Annotated in this window: 14 protein-coding genes; 7 read left to right on the plus strand and 7 right to left on the minus strand. The window is 61.6% G+C overall.

What is annotated here, in order from left to right:
• Positions 1–238 precede the first annotated feature (238 nt).
• Together ACKVY0_RS14250 and ACKVY0_RS14255 are read left to right on the plus strand one after the other, a co-directional pair.
• Positions 239–2,839, plus strand: coding sequence for a M1 family aminopeptidase (locus ACKVY0_RS14250; RefSeq protein WP_409215498.1), 2,601 nt, complete (start codon positions 239–241; stop codon positions 2,837–2,839).
• A gap of 5 nt (positions 2,840–2,844) precedes the next feature.
• A complete protein-coding gene (locus ACKVY0_RS14255) occupies positions 2,845–3,216 on the plus strand; it encodes a metallopeptidase family protein (protein WP_409215499.1) in 372 nt (123 codons plus the stop codon).
• A gap of 6 nt (positions 3,217–3,222) precedes the next feature.
• On the opposite strand, the gene ACKVY0_RS14260 is transcribed toward ACKVY0_RS14255, so the two are convergent.
• Positions 3,223–3,417 carry a hypothetical protein gene (locus tag ACKVY0_RS14260; protein WP_409215500.1) on the minus strand — a complete coding sequence of 65 codons (195 nt, stop codon included), beginning with the start codon at positions 3,415–3,417 and terminating at the stop codon, positions 3,223–3,225.
• A 225-nt stretch (positions 3,418–3,642) separates the two neighbouring features.
• Between ACKVY0_RS14260 and ACKVY0_RS14265 the strand changes: the two genes are divergently transcribed.
• Positions 3,643–9,234, plus strand: coding sequence for an SdrD B-like domain-containing protein (locus ACKVY0_RS14265; protein ID WP_409215501.1), 5,592 nt, complete (start codon positions 3,643–3,645; stop codon positions 9,232–9,234).
• A gap of 38 nt (positions 9,235–9,272) precedes the next feature.
• On the plus strand, positions 9,273–9,962 hold the full coding sequence (locus tag ACKVY0_RS14270; RefSeq protein WP_409215502.1) for a PEP-CTERM sorting domain-containing protein: 690 nt from the start codon (positions 9,273–9,275) through the stop codon (positions 9,960–9,962).
• Between the two features lie 45 nt (positions 9,963–10,007).
• Here ACKVY0_RS14270 and recR read toward each other — a convergent pair whose 3' ends face one another.
• The 3 genes from recR to ACKVY0_RS14285 form a co-directional block, all read right to left on the minus strand.
• Positions 10,008–10,616: a recombination mediator RecR gene (gene recR, locus ACKVY0_RS14275; RefSeq protein ID WP_409215503.1), complete on the minus strand. Its 609-nt coding sequence runs from the start codon at positions 10,614–10,616 to the stop codon at positions 10,008–10,010.
• 120 nt (positions 10,617–10,736) lie between these two features.
• Positions 10,737–12,023, minus strand: a complete 1,287-nt coding sequence (locus tag ACKVY0_RS14280; protein ID WP_409215504.1) for an adenylate/guanylate cyclase domain-containing protein — start codon at positions 12,021–12,023, stop codon at positions 10,737–10,739.
• Entirely contained in the window at positions 12,013–13,686 is a 1,674-nt protein-coding gene (locus tag ACKVY0_RS14285) for an AAA family ATPase (protein WP_409215505.1), read from the minus strand. Before ACKVY0_RS14285 ends, ACKVY0_RS14280 begins: the two co-directional genes overlap by 11 nt.
• A 130-nt stretch (positions 13,687–13,816) precedes the next feature.
• On the opposite strand from ACKVY0_RS14285, the gene argC reads away from it, so the two are divergent.
• Positions 13,817–14,866, plus strand: coding sequence for an N-acetyl-gamma-glutamyl-phosphate reductase (gene argC, locus ACKVY0_RS14290; RefSeq protein WP_409215506.1), 1,050 nt, complete (start codon positions 13,817–13,819; stop codon positions 14,864–14,866).
• Position 14,867: 1 nt separating this feature from the next.
• On the plus strand, positions 14,868–16,154 hold the full coding sequence (gene argJ / locus ACKVY0_RS14295) for a bifunctional glutamate N-acetyltransferase/amino-acid acetyltransferase ArgJ (RefSeq protein WP_409215507.1): 1,287 nt from the start codon (positions 14,868–14,870) through the stop codon (positions 16,152–16,154).
• Between the two features lie 24 nt (positions 16,155–16,178).
• Here argJ and ACKVY0_RS14300 read toward each other — a convergent pair whose 3' ends face one another.
• From ACKVY0_RS14300 to ACKVY0_RS14310, 3 genes are all read right to left on the minus strand, one after another.
• Positions 16,179–16,703, minus strand: a complete 525-nt coding sequence (locus ACKVY0_RS14300; RefSeq protein ID WP_409215508.1) for a glutathione peroxidase — start codon at positions 16,701–16,703, stop codon at positions 16,179–16,181.
• Positions 16,704–16,809: 106 nt separating this feature from the next.
• Positions 16,810–17,532 carry an ABC transporter ATP-binding protein gene (locus tag ACKVY0_RS14305; RefSeq protein ID WP_409215509.1) on the minus strand — a complete coding sequence of 241 codons (723 nt, stop codon included), beginning with the start codon at positions 17,530–17,532 and terminating at the stop codon, positions 16,810–16,812.
• A gap of 16 nt (positions 17,533–17,548) precedes the next feature.
• Positions 17,549–18,322 carry a hypothetical protein gene (locus tag ACKVY0_RS14310; protein WP_409215510.1) on the minus strand — a complete coding sequence of 258 codons (774 nt, stop codon included), beginning with the start codon at positions 18,320–18,322 and terminating at the stop codon, positions 17,549–17,551.
• Between ACKVY0_RS14310 and ACKVY0_RS14315 the strand changes: the two genes are divergently transcribed.
• Positions 18,321–19,880, plus strand: coding sequence for a sulfatase (locus ACKVY0_RS14315; RefSeq protein ID WP_409215511.1), 1,560 nt, complete (start codon positions 18,321–18,323; stop codon positions 19,878–19,880). The two genes, ACKVY0_RS14310 and ACKVY0_RS14315, sit on opposite strands and share 2 nt — an antisense overlap.
• Positions 19,881–19,904 lie beyond the last annotated feature (24 nt).

Genomic DNA, 19,904 nt, shown 5'->3' on the forward strand with positions numbered 1-19,904 from the left:
CGCAGGCCCGGGGACGCTCGAAAGCGCCAGAGGACTGGCGCACTCCAGGACGCTGCCGCGAGCCTTCACCTGCGGGTGTTTGAGTCTGTCTTCGTCCACTGCCTTTGACTGCATCGTTACGGCTCAGCAAGGCCTTGATTGAGGAGCCGCGCATCCAGCGGAATTTCGTCTGACTCATGCGCAGGCGGACGGCAAGAATACCTTGCAGGTGGGGCCGCACGCTTCAATCCTCGCCGCCATGCGCCTTCACCATCTCCTCCTCGTCGCCGCAGTGCTGTCGAACGACGTTTCCGCCGACTCCTTCGACTGTCGTCACTGTGACAAGCAACTGCTGCCGCAGCCGATCAAGCTCATTCCAGGCCGCAAGTATGCGCGGGACCGGCGGGTGGATGTGCTGCATCTGAAACTGGATGTGACACCGGATTTTGCGAAGCGCACGGTCGCGGGCACGGCGACGATGCGGTTCAAGCCGATCGCATTGCCGCTGACGAAGCTGGAACTCGATGCGGTGGATTTGCAGATCGCTCAAATCACGGCGGAAGGGGCGAAGGTGGCCGAGCATGAGGTGACGAATGAAAAGCTGGTCATCACGTTTGCGGCGGCGATTGCTCCAGGTGCGGAGGCGACGATCACGGTGAAGTATTCGGCGCAGCCGGAGCATGGGCTGTACTTCCGCACGCCGGAGATGGGCTACAAACCGGGCGATACGCAGGTGTGGAGCCAGGGGGAGGCGGAGCTGCATCGTTTCTGGTTTCCGAGCTACGATTATCCGAACGAGCGCTTCACCAGCGAGGTGATCTGTCATGCACCGAAAGGGATGGAGGTCGTTTCCAATGGGACGTTGCTGAGTCAGAAGCCCGAAGCCGACGGTTTGGTGGCCTGGCATTGGTTGCAGGACAAACCGCATGTAAACTACCTCATCGCGCTGGCCTGCGGTCAGTTTCACAAGCTGGAAGACAAAGCGGGCAAGCTGCCGCTGGCGCTGCTGGTGCCGCCTTCCCACACAGCGCAGGCAGCGAGTGCCTTTGCGGACACGCGGAAGATCATAGAGTTCTACCAGCAGGAAATCGGCGTGCCGTTCGCGTGGGACAAGTACTACCAAGTCTATTGCCTCGACTTCATCGCCGGCGGCATGGAGAACACGAGCTGCACGTTTGAAGCCGCCGGGATGCTGTTCAATGCGGACACGGAGGATCTGCGCACGCTGCACCGGCTCGATGCGCATGAGACCGCGCACCAGTGGTTCGGCGATCTCGTCACCTGCCGCGATTGGGCGCACCTGTGGCTCAACGAAGGCTTCGCCAGCTACTACACCATTCTTTACGAGGAGCAGAAACTCGGCACGGACGCGATGAAGTACTCGCTCTGGCTGGAGGCGCAGGAAGTTTTCGGGGCGAACGACACGCGACCCATCGTCTGGCGTGATTACGGCGATCCGATGCAGCAGTTCGACTCGCGGGCGTATCCGAAGGGCGCGTGGGTGTTGCACATGCTGCGCAGCCAGCTCGGGCCGGATTTGTATCGCCAGTGCATCAAGACTTATCTCGAACGTCACCGCAGCGGCATTGTGAGCACGGATGACCTGCAGGATGTCGTGGAGGAGGTCAGCGGGTTGTCGTTCGATCAGTTCTTCGATCAATGGCTGCACCACGGGGGCGTGCCGGAGCTGAAGATCGACTACGCCTGGGATTCTGCCGCCAAGCAGGCCAAAATCACTGTGCGGCAGACCCAGAAGCTCAGCGAGCAGGTGCGGCTGTTCCGCGTGCCGTTGCCAGTGAGTTTCGCCGTCGCCGGACAGAGGGAACCACTGCGTTTCACGATGGATGTGAGCAAGGAGGTCGAAGATTTTCACTTCGTCGTGCCTACACAGCCGGAACTCGTGCGCATCGACCCGGATTTCACCGTGCTGGCCAAAGTGAACTTCACACCAGCCGGACCGATGCTCGACAAACAGCTTCAATCCGACGTGATCGGCCGCCTGCTGGCCGTGCGCACGCTCAATGACAAGAGCATCGACAAACTCGCCAAAATCCTGCGCGAAGACACCTTTCATGCCGTGCGTTCCGAGGCGGCCAAAGCACTCGCGAAAATCGCCGAGCCCGCAGCGCGCGCGGCGTTGATCGCTGGCAGCTCGAATCAGCCGCAGGCGCAAACTCGCAAGGCCGTCGTGCAGGCGCTCGCCGCGCTGAACACCGCCGAATCACGCGAGATGTTGTGGCAGATGGCGCAAAGCGAGAAGAACCCCGAAATCCTCGCCGCCATCATCGAAACCTGGGGCGCACGTCCCGGTGAACCGCAGATCGCCGCAACACTGCGCACGCACCTGCGCGGCAGCAGCTTTAACAGCGTCATCGAACTGGCCGCCATCAAGTCCCTGCGTGCGCAGGATGACGAATCAGCCATTGCAGACGTGCTCGCACGCCTCCAGGCACCACATGAGCTGCGCGGCCGTGATGCCGGTGCCGCGTTCGACGCCCTGGCCTTCCTCGCCCGTCGTCCGACGAACACGAACCGCGATGCCGTGCGCGATTTCCTGGCCGCCAAGCTCAGCGATCCGCGCCATGACTGGCGGGTGGCCGCTGTGAAGGCGCTCGGCACGCTGCGCGATCCGAAAGCGCTCGGCCTGCTCGATTTGCTGCTCGCCATCAGCAGCGGCGACCGCATCGATCCCGCACGCGAAGCCGCCGCCAAATCCGCGCAGGACATCCGCGCCGGCCTGGAAGGCCCCGCCGAGCTGAAAAACCTGTGGGACCGTGTGCAGCAGCTCCAAAAGAAGGCCGAGGAGCAGCAGAAGGAGATCGAAGCGATGAAAAAGAAACCGCAAACCGCGAAAAAATAGCCCGCATGCGTTTTCAACGTCTCCAAGACATCGCCACCAGCGTGGTGAAGTCCACGCTGCTCTCGCTGCCACCCGAAATTCGCCGGGAGGCAACCGACTGCCGTATCGAATTCTGCGAGATGGATGCGCTGATCGACATCGACGAGGATCTCGATCCTGATCTGCTCGGCCTGTTTGAAGGCAACGCCCGCTGCGATCCCCTGCCCGAGGCACCCGATGAAATGCCGCGCATCCGGCTGTTTCTCGACAACCTCTGGGATGACTGCAACGGGGAGCTGGCAACCTACCGCAGCGAGGTGCGCATCACGTTCCTGCACGAGCTGGGCCATTACCTTGGACTCGATGAAGATCAGGTCGCAGCGCTGGGACTGGCGTGAGCGCTTTCAGGCCATGTTTCTTCGCCCATGCAGCACCCGGTAGAGAGTGAGTTCATCGACGTGGTCAAGTTTGCCACCGGCACGGGCATGCCTTGAGCGAGTCGGGTGACGGCAAATGCCCGCAGGACGCAGCAGAGCGGCGATGTCGCTGGCGGTGGCCTCGCCAGCACGGCCTGCCGAGATATAGGCAGCCGTTGGCATGAATGCCGTAACGACTTGAAGCCTTATAGTTGGAATACCATAATAATTTACTTTTTGACAGTATGGTTTGTTATAATTACCGTAATAACCATGAATTCGATTGTATTTACAAGCACGCGCCAACGCGCTTTTCGGCTTGTGCCAGAACGGTCATCACAAGCCGACAATGCGGCGCTGGGCAGATGCCGACTGCACGGCTTCATGGCTTGGACGCTCCGATTGGCCGTGATTGCACTGTTGGCGACAGGCTCCAGCGCCTTTGCCACTGAACTGAGCATCGGCAACCTGGTGTTCACCGACCTCAACAGCAACGGCGTGTATGACAGCGCCACGGAGAGCGGCATCAACGGCCTGACTGTGGAATTGCTCAACGGCGGCACCCATGCCGTGATCAGCACCACCACCACGCAGGGTGATGGTTCCTACAGCTTCAGCGGCCTCGCCGCAGGCAGCTACAAGGTCCGCGTGACGCCCAATGCCCCTTACCCGCTGGCCACCACGGCGGTGAACCTGGACAACGGCATCGACAACGACAGCAACGGCACTCAATCCGTGTCCGGCCAGTCGGCGATCAGCCCGGTCATCACTCTCACCGTGAATGACGAGCCCGGCAGCGGCGGAGCCACCAATGTGGACAACACCATCGACTTCGGCTTCTGCCCCTGCGCCACGATTACGGTCGAGCCTGACACGCCCGCAACCCTGACGCTGACACAGGGCGGAGAGATGAGCGTGCTGACGTTCTCGGCCTCCGGCGGCACCGGTCCCTACACCTGGGCTGTGGATGGGCTGCTGCCCGAGGGGCTGACGCTTGACGCAGACACCGGCGTGATCACCGGCACGCCGACGACGTTGGAGAGCGCCACCTTCACGGTGACGGCGACTGGGGCAGACGGCTGCCAAGGCTCGCTTGCCTACACGATCAATGTCTCGGCCAACGTCTGCATTGGCAACCTGGTGTTCGTGGATGCGAACAACAACGGGCGCTTCGAGCCCGGCGAATCCGGTGTCAACGGCGTGACCGTGCAACTGCTGCGCGATGCGAACGGCAATGGCTATCTGGATGCGGCGGAGAAGACTCCCTACACCTCGCAAGTGACTGCGGGCGGCGGCTTGTATCAGTTCAACAACCTGCCGACGGGCACCTACTGGGTGTTCATCCCGCAGAGCAACTTTGCCACAGGCCAGCCGCTGGCGAGCTACCGCAAGTCCAGCCTAGTCACGACTTATGCCGACAACGGCGTGAACAATGACGACAACGGCATGCAGCTCGGCGGAGACTGCACGGCGGTCGTCAGCCCGAGGATCACCATCAGCAGCGGCGAGTGCGATCTGACGATCGACTTCGGCTTTGCGGCCAGCACCTGCTATGACGTGCTGGCCACCGGCTCCGTGACCAATGACATGAAGTGGCTGCTGCGCGAGGGCGGCACACCCGTGGTGCCCACCAGTATCTTTGACGGCACCCTGTTCGCTGGTGAGACACTGGGCGGCATGGCCTGGGGCCCGGACGGGCAGATTTATGTGACGGACACCAATAGCGGCGCGATCTACCGCCATAGCGCCTACAACGGCGAGCGGCTGGCCACGGTGGTCGCCGCCGGCGTGCTGCCCACACCGGCGCGGTTCCTGAGCTTCGGCCCAGACGGCCATCTGTATGCGTCCCTGTTCCAAGCCGACAAGATCGTGAAGATCAATGCCAGCACTGGGGCGGTGATTGGCGACTTCGTGACCGCTGGCTCCGGCTCGCTCGATGGGCCGCAGGATCTGCTGTTCTCGCCCGATGCCTGCTACCTGTATGTGGCCAGCAATCTCAATGACCGGGTGCTGCGTTACAACGCGACCACCGGGGCGTTTGTGGACATCGCCTTCCAGACCCAGGCCAGCCCCAGCGTCATGCTCGACAATCCGGGCACACTCGCCTTCGGCTCGGACGGCTATCTTTACATCGACCATTTTGGTGCCTCGATTCTCCGGGGCGACGTGAACACCGGCGTCATTGAGTATTTTGCCGGTGCGGCTGCCGGTGTCACGGGTTGGGAAATCATCCGCTTCGGCCCGGACTGCGTGCTGTATGCCGTGAGCCAGTCGCAGCATCAGCTATGGAAGTGGAACGGCTCTGGCTGGACCCTGGTGATTGATGACCAGGTCGGCTCCTATCCCTTCCACCAGTTGGGCGATTTGCTCTTCCGCACCTGCGGCTCCCTCTCCATCGGCAATCAGGTGTGGCGGGATGTGGATGGCAACGGCTCCATTAATGGCGGCAATGAGTTCGGCATCCACAGCGTGGGCGTGCAACTCTGGTCGCCTGGTGCCAACAACGCCATCGGCGGCGGCGATGATTACCTGATCGCCAGCACCACCACGGACGGCCTGGGCTTCTACAACTTCCACGACCTGATGCCGGGCAAATACTTCATCCGCATTCCCTCTCCGCCCTCTTTTGCACTGCTCTCCAGCGGCACCACCAGCACCGTGGACAATCAGGTGGATGACAATGACAACGGCACCCAGGCAGAGCAGGGTGGCGAGGTTTTCAGCCCGGTCGTCACCCTCACGGCGGGCGCGGAGCCCACGGATAACAGCACAGAAACCGGCACCGGCAAGACCCAGGACAATGACTTCGACGACAGCAACGGCGACCTCACCATCGACTTCGGCTTTGTGCCCACCGCCTGCTATGACGTGCTGCTGGCAAACGCCATCGACCCCTCCAGCCAGGTGATTTCTACCACCGCGCAAGGCGGCGGCCTCACCACCTTCATCAGCACCGGGCTGTCCGCCTCCGGCGTGCGCGGGATGGCGTTCGGACCTGACGGTCATGTCTATGCTCTCGATAACACGGACGGCGCAATCGAACGCTTCAACGTCACCACCGGCGCTTATCTGGGAGCCTTCACCACCGGGCTGCCAGACTGCTATGACCTGGTGCTCGGGCCGGACAACCACTTCTACGTCACCCTGCGCAGCGGGGCCAAAGTGGTGAAGGTCAACGGCACCACCGGCGCGATCATTGGCGACTTCGTCACTGCCAGCTCCGGCGGCCTCACCAACGCCCAGGGCCTGGCCTTCTCACCGGACGGCACCGCGCTCTACGTCGCCAACTCTTCCCGGCAGGTCTATCAATACAACGGTGCCACGGGCGCATTCGTGAGCATCGCGATCAACGACACGCCAGGGAACTACTTCCTCAGCACCCAGGATCTGGCGTTTGGCCCGGACGGCGCGCTCTATATCTCGGACTATTCCTCCGCACGGGTGATCCGGTTCGACACCACCACCAGCGCGCTCAGCGTGTTCGCCAACGCCAGCGCCTTCACCAGCGGCTCCAGCCGCGCGATCACCTCCATCCGCTTCGGGCCAGATGGCGATTTGTATGCGCTGGACGCGGGCGAGCGCTCCGTGCTGCGATTCAGCGGCCTGTCCGGTGCCGCCCTCTCGCGCTTCCAACCCGCCGATAACAACACCCGCTACCGGGACATCCTGTTCCGCAGTTGCTCCGCTGCCTCAACGCTCAGCATTGGGAACCTGGTGTTCTATGACCTCAACGGCAACAGCACCTATGACAGCGGCACGGACACCGGCATTAGCGGCGTCACCGTGGAATTGCTCGATGGCAACACCCATGCCATCATCGCCAACACCACCACCAACAGCGCCGGTGCCTACCTCTTTAGCAACCTCGCCGCAGGCACCTACAAGGTCCGTGTGACCCCCAGCCCCACTTACCCGCTGGCCAGCCCCAGCGCTGGCAATGATGACGGCACCAACAATAACAACGACGGCAGCCAACCCGGCGGTAGTGGCACCGCCAGCACCAGCTTCGCCTTTGACCTCATCGACGGCAGCGAACCCGGCACCGCCGGCAGCACCAGCGCGGAACTCACCATCGACTTCGGCTTCTACCCACCACCACCCGCCGAGTTCGGCATCGGCAACCTCGTCTTCATCGACCAAAACCACAACGGCATCGCCGACGCAGGCGAAGGTAAGGACGGCGTCACCGTCACCCTCAAGGACAATCTGGGCAACGACATCGACAGTAACAGCGGTGCCGCAGGCGTGCAGCCCACCACCACCACCACCGCAGGCGGCGGCTTCTATCTCTTCAGCAGCCTGCCCGCTGGCTCCTACACCGTGTTCATCCCGGCGGCTGAGTTCCAAACCGGTGGTGACCTCGAGGGCATCCTCTCGCTGCCCGGCACCGGCAGCGACAACGGTGTCGATGATGCGAGTGACGAGAATGGCACCGATGCCACCGCCCCGTGGTCCACTGGCGTGACTTCAGGTATCATCACCCTCGGCGACATCGAGCCCACCAGCAGCGAATCAGGACTCGGCGGCAGCAGCGACGACGGCGCGGGCGATAATCTCACCGACCTCACGGTGGACTTCGGCTTTATCGGCGGCAAGGCCACCACCTTCGCCGGCTGGCAGCAGCAGAATCCCCTGGACGGCCAAAACGGCCCCACCCAGGACCCGGATGGCGACGGCGTGACCAACCTCGAAGAATTCGCGTTCTGCTACCAGCCGGATTCCGGCCTCAACGGCGGCTGTCCGCTGGAGCTGGTGCGCAACCTCGACGGCACCATTGATGCCGAGGTGCGCCGCGTCACCAACCTCAGCGGTATCACCTACCAGCTCGAATACCTCGCCGATCTCGCCAACAGCGGTGCCAACGGCGCCGGCTGGACCACCCTGACCACCCTCACGCCGACCATCACTCCCGGCCCCGGCGGCACTGAAACCGCCACCTATGCCAATCTCGCCAGCGTGCCAGCGCTGTCATTGGGCCAGGGCTTCGTGCGCATCAAAGTCAGTGGCGGCGCCACGACCGCACGCAGCGAGGTCGCAGGCTGGGCGACGCGCTCCCTGACCACCGGCTGCCAGACCTGCAATGTGCCGTTCCTGAAATGTGAAGTCTTCGCCGGCGCGGTCGATGGTGTGCTGGGCAGCAGCCTGAATTTGACCACCTCGGCGGGTGCCGGCGGCGATCTGGCCGCGCAATTCACCGCCGAGCGCGAGTACTATGTGGAAGTGGTCGCCGGCGACCACGCTGGCCAGCGCTTCGAGATCAACGAGGCCACCTGCACGGCCACCAGTGTCGCCATCGACACCAACAGCCCGCGCAACACGCTCGGCACCACCATTCCCACCACGCTGGCCGGAGACCGCATCGTGGTGCGCGAGCATCAGCGGTTGCAGGAGCTGTTTGCCCCGGCGGACTTCACGCACACCAACAGCCCGGCCACCACCGACCGCCTGCTCTTCCACAACAAGCTCACCGGCGCGTTCCAAGTGTACTGGTTGTACACCAACGCCCCCGGCAGCCCGCAGTGGGTGGACACGGGCGACGCCGCCCTGCTGGATGCTGGCAGCCGCGTGGTGGATGTGTGCGAAGGGCTGTTTGTGCATCCCAAAGGCCACCCTGTCACCCTCGTCCTCAGCGGCTATGTGCGCAGCAACGCCATGGCCTGCCCGCTGGTGGCCGGGGCGAACCTGCTGGGCAACGGCTGGCCGCTGGTCATGAATCCGACCACGCGCAAACTGCTGCCCACCGACGGCTTCACCGGAGGCAACAGCTCCAACGTGGCGGATCGTGTGCAGTTCTGGAATCAGGATGATGACCCATCCGCATCAGGCTACACCGGGCACTTTCTGCTCAATGCCGGCGCCCTGCAGCAGTGGAGCCGCACAGCGGATGCCAGCGTGGTCAATGAGAACAGCACGGGCCTGTTCCAAGCGCTGCGGGCGCACTTTGCCCAGCCGCGCAGTGCGCGTCCGAACTACCTGATCCCGAACCCCTGGACGCCGTGATGGGAGCGCTGACAACTGACAACCAACAGACCCAAGCCATGAAACTACTCTACCTCATCCTCACCCTCAGCCTGACCGCGTCATCGCTGGTTTCCGCCCGCACCATCAACTGGGGCAGCGCCGTCAGCTCCTCCCTCTATGACAGCACTGGGGCGGCGCTCGACGACAGCTACAGCTTTGAACTGGGCACCTTCGGCAGCTTTGTGCCCACCGAGTTTAACATGACCGACTGGCTCACCAACTGGAAGGCATTTGACCGCGCCACCGCACCAGCCGCTAACGGCTGGAACTCGGGTGTAGGCTACTTCACCTCCAGCGCCACGCTGCTCACCGACGGCACCTCCAGCGAAGTCGGCACCTGGTCATTGCCCAGCCATCTCTTTGCCGCCAACGAGCAGGGCTTCATCTGGGCCTACAACACCCAGACGCTCGCCCCCTTCACCACGGAGTGGGCACTGTTCACCAACGGCTTCGACGGCAATGCCGCCGACGACTGGCTCTTTCCCTCGACCTCGGATCAGACCGGCCTGCCGCTCGACTGGCGTCTCACCGAAGCCACCTTCACGCCCTTCGGTGCCATCAACGACACGCAGGGCCCCGGTGACTACAGCGTCAATCCTGGCACCCTGGACCTCCAGACCCACATCACCCCGATACCCGAACCCGGCAGCGCCCTGCTCGTCGCACTGACCGGCGGGCTGACCTTGTTGAGAAGGCGGCGGCCTTGAGGCAGGCGGGTGACTGCTCCGCCAGCCGCTGTCGAGAAAAAATCTTCACCCCATCTGCCTGCGCCCATGCAGTGCCTGGTAGAGCGTGAGTTCATCAACGTGGTCGAGATTTCCACCAGCGGGCATGCCTTGGGCGAGTCTGGTGACGGCAATGCCCGCAGGACGCAACAGATCTGCGATGTAGCTGGCAGTAGCCTCGCCTTCGACATCGGAACCGAGGGCGATGATGACTTCCTCGGTGTGCAGATCGCGCACGCGATGCACGAGCGACTCCATGCGCAAGTCTTCGGGCGTCACGTTGTCGAGCGGTGAGAGCCTGCCGCCGAGAACGTGATACAGACCTTGAAACGCCCCGCTGCGCTCCAGACGCAGCACATCGGCAGCCTGCTCGACCACGCAAAGCAGGCGCTGCTGGCGGCGTGGATCGCGGCAGAGCAGGCATTCGCCATCGGATTCAATGAAGAAGCCGCAGTCGGAGCATGGGACGATGCGCTCCTTGGCTTCGTTGAGTGAATGGGCGAGCGAGGTGATGCGCTCGTTGCTGGATTGCAACAGCCAGAGCATCAGACGCTCCGCACTGCGCGGACCGAGGCCGGGCAGCGACTTGAGCTGGGCGACGAGACGCTGGATGGCGGGTGGATAGTCGATGCGCACGATTAAAAGAGGTCAGACAGGTCGGATTTGCACCACAGAGGCACGATGGACACAGAGTTTTTGCATTCTGAACTCTGTGTTCATCGTGTCTCTGTGGTTAAACTCAAATGACTGTGGCAATCAGGTGGCCGCGAGTTTGCGCGAGTGCTTCGGCGTTTCCTTCTCAGGAACGGTTTTTTCTTTGAGGGCGGCTTCCACGCGATCCGTGAAGTATTTCAGCGGCGCATCGTCGCGGCCTTCGATGGTGGCGTTCTTGAAGCTTTCGAGCGCCTGTTTGAGATCGCCTTTGCGATACTGCACCACGCCCTGCCAGAACGCATCGCGCGCGCGGGCCTCCTGCTCATGCAGCGTGCCTTTTTCGGCAAGCAGCTCATAAACTTCGCTCATCTGGCTGGAACCGGGCGCACAGACCATCTCCATCGGCCGCACCTCGGCGTTGTCTTTCACCAGCGCGAAGGTGCGGGCGCTGATGAGCACCTTGCTGCCGTATTCGGCATTCAAACCGCAGAGCTGCGCGGAGAAATCGATCACATCGCCAATGGCGCTGAAGCTTTCGAAGTGACTGACGCCAAACAGCCCGCAAACCGCCGGCCCGGTGCTGAAAGCCACGCCGATCTGCGCCTTCTTGCCAAAACGCTGCTCGATCTCACGCATGACCACGGCCAACTGCGTGCGCAGCACCGCCGCCACTTGCACAGCATGGAGTGCATGATGCTCATCCGTGAGCGGAAAGCCGAAGAACACGCGAACTTGCCGCGCATCGCAGTCATCCAGATAAGCGCCGCGGGCGATGAGGAACTCGGTGACGCTGCGCTGAAAGTGTGTGGCCAGCTCCTCGAACTGCGGGGCCTCGATGCCGGTGCTGAGTTCGGCATGATTGAGCAGGCGGCAGGTGAGCACGGTGATCTCGCGGCGCTCCGTCATCTTGGCGGGATGGTTTTGATCTGCCAGCTCCTCAAACAACCGCGCTGACAGCCTGCCGACGAAATACTCGCGCATGACGTGGCGGCGGTAGCCGTCCACCGTGCCGCCGATGGCGATGCCGGCGATCCCGGCAAACCACAGCGCGAGCGATCCTGACACCGGCTCGAACAAGATCCCGCTCATCGCCATGACGCAGGAAAAAGTGACGGTGAGAAAGGTTCCGCCCAGCAGGAATGCCAGCCGCCGCCATTGCGACAGCATCTCGATGCACACCCACGCGCTGGTGAAGGCCATGAGGGTGTAATAACCGTATTGCAGCCAGACCAGTTGCTTCAAACCACCAGGCGGCAGGACAAAACCCCTGGCAAACAGCGTCGCAAACCAGTCGGCAGTACCTTTGAAAAAGCCGAAGTGATACAGTGCCAACAACGGGATGCAGACGAGCACGCCAATGAACATGGCGGCGGCGTGATTACGATTCATGGGCGGGAACGTCGGGGATGATGTCGGTGATGGTAGAGTCCGGCTGGCTGCGGCAGGCGCTGACGACGAGTTCACTGACGAACTTGTCAGGATTGGCAACCGCGTCGGGCGTGATGACGAAACGGGTCTCGTTTGTGCTGCGGGTGACGAGTTTGAGGCCGAAGGGGTAATCCTTGAACAGCTTCATGCACATGGCTTCCACATGCATGCCTTCACGCTGGGCTCTGGCGGCCACTGCGGCGATGGCGTCGCTGTCAAAGTCGAGCGTGAAGCCGTGCTCACGCTGAAAACGTTCGGCGAAGGCCCGCACCTCATCGGCATGGGCGGCGCCGAGTTCCATCACCATGCTGGCGGCGGCGGTGCGGCATAGGACGAGCGTTTGCTCGGGATTTCTGACCAGTGCGCCGTCGATGCGCAGTTCCGGCAGGCCGAGGCTGGGCATTTCAAATTTGAAGTCGCGCAGCACCCGCTCCCAAGCGGTGACGAGACCGCGCGCGCCGGTTTTTTCCTCCTCAGCACGGCTGGCGATCTCACGCAGCGCATCGTCTGCAAAGGTGGCCTTCACGCCGTAGGCGGCAAACTCGCGCTCATACTGACGGATGAGGCTGCCCTCGGAGTTTTTCATGATCTGGAACATGTCGTCCGCGCTGAGCGGATCGCACACGACACGCACGGGCAGACGGCCGATGAACTCGGCCTCGAAGCCGTAGTCGATGAAGTCCTTGGTGCGGGCTTCGCGGAACAGATGCTCGGCGGCGGTACCTTTCGAGTCGCTGGAGACAAAACCGATGGCTTTGCGATTCGTGCGCTTCTCGATGAGTTTTTCCAAGCCGCCGAACGCACCGCTGACGATGAACAGGATGTTGCGCGTATTGACCACTTCGCGGCCCGTGCGGCCTTTGCGGGTGTCGAACATCATCTGCATCTGGCTGCGCATGTCGTTGGGCGCGTAGAGCGGCACCTCGGTTTCTTCCATGAGCTTCAGCAGTGTGGTCTGCACGCCGCGGCCGCTGACATCACGCCCGCCACGTTCCGGTCCGCTGCTGAGCTTGTCGATTTCATCCAGATAGATGATGCCGTGCTCGGCAAGGTCGATGTCACCATTCGCTTTCGCCACGAGATCGCGCACCAGATCATCCACATCCGCACCGACGTAGCCGGTCTCGCTGAATTTCGTCGCATCCGCCTTCACAAACGGCACGCCGATGAGATCAGCGATGTGTTTGACGAGATACGTCTTCCCGACGCCGGTGGGGCCGATGATGATGACGTTCTGCTTCGAGAATTCGAGCCGTGGCCCGGTCGAATCCGACTCACGGTCCTCACGCAGCATCTGCGCATGGTGGTAATGATCACACACCGCCGTGGCGAGCACTTTCTTGGCTTCATCCTGGCGAATCACGAAACGGTCGAGGTGCGCCTTGATGTCCGCAGGCTTGTAATTGAACTCGAAGGCCGCGCCAGCGTCTTCCTTCGCCTCCTCGTCCGCTTTGTCGTCACCATCGGCTGAAGGCCGAGCGCCATGTCCTTCCACCCGCGTGAACAGCACCTGGCCGCCGAGCGTATTCTTGATGAAGTCCTCCAGCTTGCGTGTGATCTCCTCCGGACTGCCGGGTGCTGTGGGTTTTTCGATCTCAGGGGTTTCTGGCGTGGAGTCGCTCATGTGGGGCGCTGAGTGTGCGCGAGGCAAGGCCCGCTGACAAGCGGCACGATGCGTGCTTCTGGCGGCGCAGAAATGACCTTTTTCAGGGTTGCACAGAACTTGCGACATCCCATACTCCGCCCCCCGCAATATGTCCGCCCAAGTCAAAGTCGCCGTCGTTGGAGCCAGTGGTTACTCTGGAGCGGAACTGCTGCGCCTGCTGCTGCGGCATCCGAATGCAGAGCTGGTGGCAGTGACATCGCGTTCTCTGGCAGGCAAGGCGCTCGCCAAAGAGTTTCCGCGTTTCCGTGGCGTGGGTGTCGCCGATTCGCTGACCTTCACTGCACCTGATGCCGCCGCTCTGAAAGCCACAGGCGCTGAGATCGCATTTCTTGCTGTGCCGCATGGCGTCGCTTCTGAATACGCGAAGCCCTTGCTCGAACTCGGCTTGAAGGTCATCGACTTGAGCGCCGACTTCCGCCTGCGCAGTGCCGCGCTGTATGAGGAATTCTACGGCCATGCGCACCCCGCACCTGAATTGCTCGATGAAGCCGTTTACGCGCTGCCAGAGGTGCGTGCAGAGCAAATCAAGTCTGCACGGCTCATCGCGTGTCCTGGTTGTTATCCCACCAGCATCTTGCTGCCGCTGATTCCGCTGCTCAAAGCCGGACTGCTGGCCGAATCACCACTGGCGGTGTCGAGCATGAGTGGCGCGAGCGGTGCGGGCCGGAAAGAAAGCATCCCACTGCTGTTCTGCGAGGTGCAAAACAGCGTGCGCAGCTACAGCGTGCCGCTGCATCGCCATTTGAGCGAGATCGGCCAGGAACTCGCCATCGCCGCCGGGCGCGAGGTGAAGCTCTCTTTCGTGCCGCATCTCATGCCGACGCATTCCGGCATCTGCACCACGATCTTCGCCCAATTACAGCCCGGTGCGACGATTGACCAAATCGGCGCGGCTTTGCATGCCGCGTATGACACGCAGCCGTTCGTGCGTTTGCTCGGTGTGAACCAGTCTCCCGACACGAAGAACGTCACCGGCACGAATTTCGTGGACATCGGCTGGTCCTACGATGCCCGCGCGGGGCAACTCATTTTAATGAGCACGGAAGACAACCTCGGCAAAGGCGCCTCGGGCCAGGCCGTGCAAAACATGAACCTCATCTGCGGCTTCGAGGCCACCGCAGGCCTTCTCAACATCTGACATGGCCGTCAAAGCTCATGACGAACGCGAATGCCGCGTTCCATTCAAAATCGTCCAAGGTGGCGTCACCGCTGCAAAGGGCTTTCGTGCCGGTGCCGTGACCTGTGGCATCAAGAATCCCGAGGCCACACGCCTCGACCTCGCGCTCATCGTTTCGGACACACCCACAGTCACGGATGCCGTCTTCACGACGAACAAAGTCCGCGCCGCCTGTGTGCGCGTGAGCCAGCAGCACATCAAGGACAGCGACACGCGTGCGATCATCGCCAACAGCGGCAACGCCAACGCCTGCACCGGCGTCAAAGGTATTCAGGATGCCAAGGCAATGACGAAGGCTGTGGCCGAAGAACTCGGCGTGAAAATGCGTCAGGTGCTCGTCTGCTCCACCGGCATCATCGGCATGCCGATGCCCATTGAGCGCGTCATCGTCAAAGTACCCGATGTGGTGGCCAAACTGAATCCCAAAGGCTCGGAAGACGCCATGCGTGCGATCATGACGAGCGACACGCAGCCAAAGACCTTCGCGGTCGAAGTGCCATGCGGCAAAGGCAGCTTCCGCATCGGCGGCATTGCCAAAGGGGCCGGCATGATCTGCCCGAACATGGCGACGATGCTCTGCTTCATCACCACCGATGCCAAAGTCGCCAAGGATGAGATGCGCCGCGCCATGCGCTACGCCGTGGAGAAATCCTTCAACTGCATCACCATCGACGGTGACACGAGCACGAACGACACGGTCATCGTGATGAGCAATGGCGAAAGCGGCGTGCCCTTGATCAAAAAGAACACGCCTGAAGCCGAACTGTTCCGCTGCGCCCTCCACAAGGTGATGCTCGAACTCGCCAAGATGATCGTCTGCGATGGCGAACGCGTGACCAAGTTCGTCGAAATCCGCGTGCGTAATGCCCGCACGCTCGGCGACGCGCGCAAAGCCGCCGAAGCGGTGGCGAAATCACTGCTGGTGAAGTGCTCCTTCCACGGCTGCGATCCCAACTGGGGCCGCATCATTCACGCCGTCGGTTATTCCGGTGCACGCATTCGTGAAGAACTCATCGACATCTACTTCGGCGGCCTGCTGGCCTGCAAAGGCGGTCTCGTGACGAAAACACCCGTCACCGAAATGGAAAAGGTCGTGAAGGAACCGAAGTTCACCGTCACCATCGACCTCAACCTCGGCACCAGCGGCTACACCGTCTATACGAGCGACCTGTCCGAAGAATACGTCGATTTCAACAGCGCCGAATACTCCGCCGCCGTGCATGCGAAGCGCCAGAAGGGTTTTGCGTAACCGGCCACGCTCTGATGAGCGTGGCTACTTCAATGCCGCTTCAATCGCCGCGAGCAACTCCGGCGATTCCGGCTCCACATCGGAACCGAAGCGCTTCAAGACCTTGCCATCCTTGCCGACGAGGAACTTTTCAAAGTTCCAGCCGACTTCGGCACCGGCGGCGGACTGCAGGGCGGCATAAAGCGGGTGCTTGGCATCGCCTTTGATCGCGACTTTGGCAAACATCGGGAAGGTCACCTTGTAGTTCTCGGTGCAGAAGGCCTTGATGGCCGCCTCGCTGCCCGGCTCCTGGCCGCCGAAGTCATTGCAGGGGAAGCCGAGCACCGCGAAGCCCTTGCCACTAAGTTTGTCATGCAACGCTTGAAGTCCGGCATACTGCGGGGTGTAACCGCACTCGGAGGCGACATTGACGATGAGCACGACCTTGCCCGCGTAGGCTTTGAGCCTGGTGTCTTTGCCATCGATGTCTTTGACGGCGATGTCATGCACATTGGAATCAGCGGCGAGAGCAATAGAGGTCATGAGGAGGGAAAGGAGGAGGTGTTTCATGGTGGCGCAGAGATACGGAACAGACAGCCTACGGAATGCACGAAAAACACGGAATCCAGAGTTTGGGAGTTCCCTTTCCGTGAATTCCGTGTGTTCCGTAGGCTGATCATTCTTCCACCATGCTCAGGAAGATGTCCTCCAGTCGTTGGCCGCGTTGTTCATGCTGCGCCCGCAGTTCCGCCAGCGTGCCGAGGGCGATGAGTTTGCCGTGATGGATGATGCCGATACGGTCGGCGAGTTCCTCGGCGATGTTGAGCAGGTGTGTGCTCATGAGCACCGTCGTGCCACGCTGGCTGCGCTCCTTGATCTCGCGCTTCACCGTGCGGGCGTGGATGGGATCGAGGCCGACCATGGGTTCGTCGATCACGAAGACCTTCGGGTCATGCAGCAGCGCACTGGCGATGGCGAGACGCTGCCGTGTGCCGTGGCTGAGGTTCTCGATGCGCTGCCGCGTGCAGTCGTGCAGCGCGAACTTGGTAAACAGCTCGTTGGTCTGCGATGCAGCATGCGCGCGGTCCATTTCAAACAGCTCGGCGATGAACTCCATGAACTCGACGGGCATCAGCTTCTCATAAAACACCGCCACATCCGGCACGTAGCCGAGCAGTGCCTTCGCCAGCAGTGGCTCCTGCTGGATGTCATGTCCGCAGAGCCGCACGCGACCGGCGTCGGGCTTCATCAAGCCGGTGAGCAGCTTCATCGCCGTGGTCTTGCCAGCGCCGTTTGGGCCAAGAAAGGCAAACAGCTCACCGGGCTGGATGGTGAGATTCAAACCGTCGAGCGCCCGCAGGTCGCCGTAGTTCATCGTGAGGTTCTCGATCTCGATCATGTGACAGGGCTTTGGTTCAGTGGTTGCCGTCCTGCAAACCGTAAATCATCGGTTCCAGCAGCGCATAACCCTCCGGGAGGTCGATACGGGCGAGTTCGCCTGCCTCGGTAAAAATCATCTTCACCTCATGGGTGCCCAAGATCGGCAGCGTGAGCACAAAACACTTCCGCTCCCGGCCGGCGAGCGTCATCACGCCTTCCCGCGCCTGTAACACCGGCGCTGCCTGGCCTTTGGGCATGCCGCCGAGCATGGAGAGCATCGACAGTGCCCCCTCGGAGCCGAAGCCCATGACTTTCTGCACGTCCTGCGAATTCATCACCACACGTCCGCCCTGCTTCACGAGGACTTCCGGGGTGGTTTGTTTGTCATCCCAGGAAATCTTCAGGCTCGCGTCACGGTTCGGAAAATCGGCAGACAGCGTCACATGCTGCCAGCGTTCGGCATCGGCGAGGATGCAGGCCACGTTCCACGTTGCACCGATGCGACGCGCTTCCTTGCCCGGAACCGGCTCTTCCAAAACGCCACGCGCGAGCACGTCATAGACCGTCTGGTGGTTCGGTTTGATGCGGCGGCTGATCTGAAAACTCGCGTGGCCGATTTTTTCACGGTGATGATACAGATGCAGCGTGCTGCCGAAGGATTCCGAATGGCGCAAAAACAGCTCCAGCACCACACGCGGCGGCACGATGGCAAACCGCGAGGCTTCCGGGAAATAAACGTCACGCACCAGCAACCCGGACATCACCGCCCAGAAAAGCACCGCCAGAATTGCCGCCACACGCCAGATCATGGCAGGATTTGTGTCAGGAAACGCCGGTCGTGGCAAGCACGGCGGCATTTCGGCGCAAAACTTTCTCGCCAGCATGCGCTCGCTTTGCCACGATGGGCTTATGCGCCTGCTGTTTGCCCTGCTTTTCTCAACTCTCGTCCTTTCCGCCGCCGAACCACGGCTGCCGAACGTCGTGATCATTCTCGCCGATGACCTCGGTTATGCCGATCTCGGCCTCTTTGGTGCTAAAAAGATCAAGACACCGCACATCGACCGCATGGCGGCGGAGGGGACGAAGTTCACGAGTTTTTACGTGGCGCAGGCGGTGTGCAGCGCTTCGCGGGCGGCGCTGATGACTGGCTGCTATGCGAATCGCGTCGGCATGCAGGGCGCGTTGAATCATACGAGCAAGGAAGGCATTCACCCCGATGAACTGCTGCTGCCGGAGCTGTGCAAAAGCGTCGGTTATGCCACCGCTGCCTGCGGCAAATGGCATCTCGGCACCGATCTGATGTTCAACCCGCTGCGGCATGGCTTCGATGAATTCCTCGGCATCCCGTATTCGAACGACAACAGCAAGTTCCACCCCTCGCTGGCCAAAGAGATGCCGCCGCTGCCGTTTTACGATGGATTGAAGGTCATCGAGACGGATCCCGATCAAAGTCAGTTCACACGCCGTTTCACCGAACGCGCGACGACCTTCATCGAGCGCAACAAGAGCCGCCCGTTCTTCCTCTACCTGCCGCACGTCATGCCGCATGTGCCGATCTTTGCCTCTGACGCGTTTCGCGGCAAATCAGCCGCCGGATTGTATGGCGATGTCGTGGAGGAACTCGACTGGTCGGTGGGCCAGATTCTCGACACGCTCAAACGCTGCGACATCGAGCGCGAGACGCTGGTGATCTTCTTTTCCGACAACGGCCCCTTCCTCAGCTACGGCAATCACGCCGGCAGTGCGAAGCCGCTGCGCGAGGGCAAGCTGACGACGTTCGAGGGCGGTGTGCGTGTTCCGTTCATCGCCCGTTGGCCGGGACGTGTGCCGAAGGGTGGTGTGTGTGATGAGCCAGTCATGGAATTCGATTTGCTGCCCACTTTGGCGAGTCTGACCGGCGCGAAGCTGCCGGAGAAGAAGATCGACGGCTTGAGCATCCTGCCTCTGCTCGAAGGCAAGGCAGGCGTGAAGTCACCGCATGAAGCGCTGGTGTTTTATGGCGGCAGCGAGTTGCAGGCCGTACGCAGTGGCGAGTGGAAGCTGCATTTCCCGCATCCTTACATCACGGTCGATGGTGAACCGGGCCGCGATGGCAAACCGGCGCGCTTTGGGCAGATGAAACCAAAGGCGATCACGCAAAGCGGCATCGAAGGCATCGCGTCACGACATGGCTATCGGGTGGAGAAGATCAGTTTGTCGTTGTTCAATTTGAAGGATGATCCGGGTGAAACGCGCGATGTGGCGAAGGAGCAGCCGGAGATCGTAGAGCGGCTGCGCAAGCTGGCGGAGCCGCTGCGCAAAGAGTTGGGAGATGACTTGATGAAAGTCAAAGGGACGGAGAACCGGCCGCTGGGGATGGCACCGTGAGCCAGAACGAGCTGAAGCTCGGGA

The sequence above is a fragment of the Prosthecobacter sp. genome, from assembly GCF_046154365.1.
Taxonomy (GTDB): domain Bacteria; phylum Verrucomicrobiota; class Verrucomicrobiia; order Verrucomicrobiales; family Verrucomicrobiaceae; genus Prosthecobacter.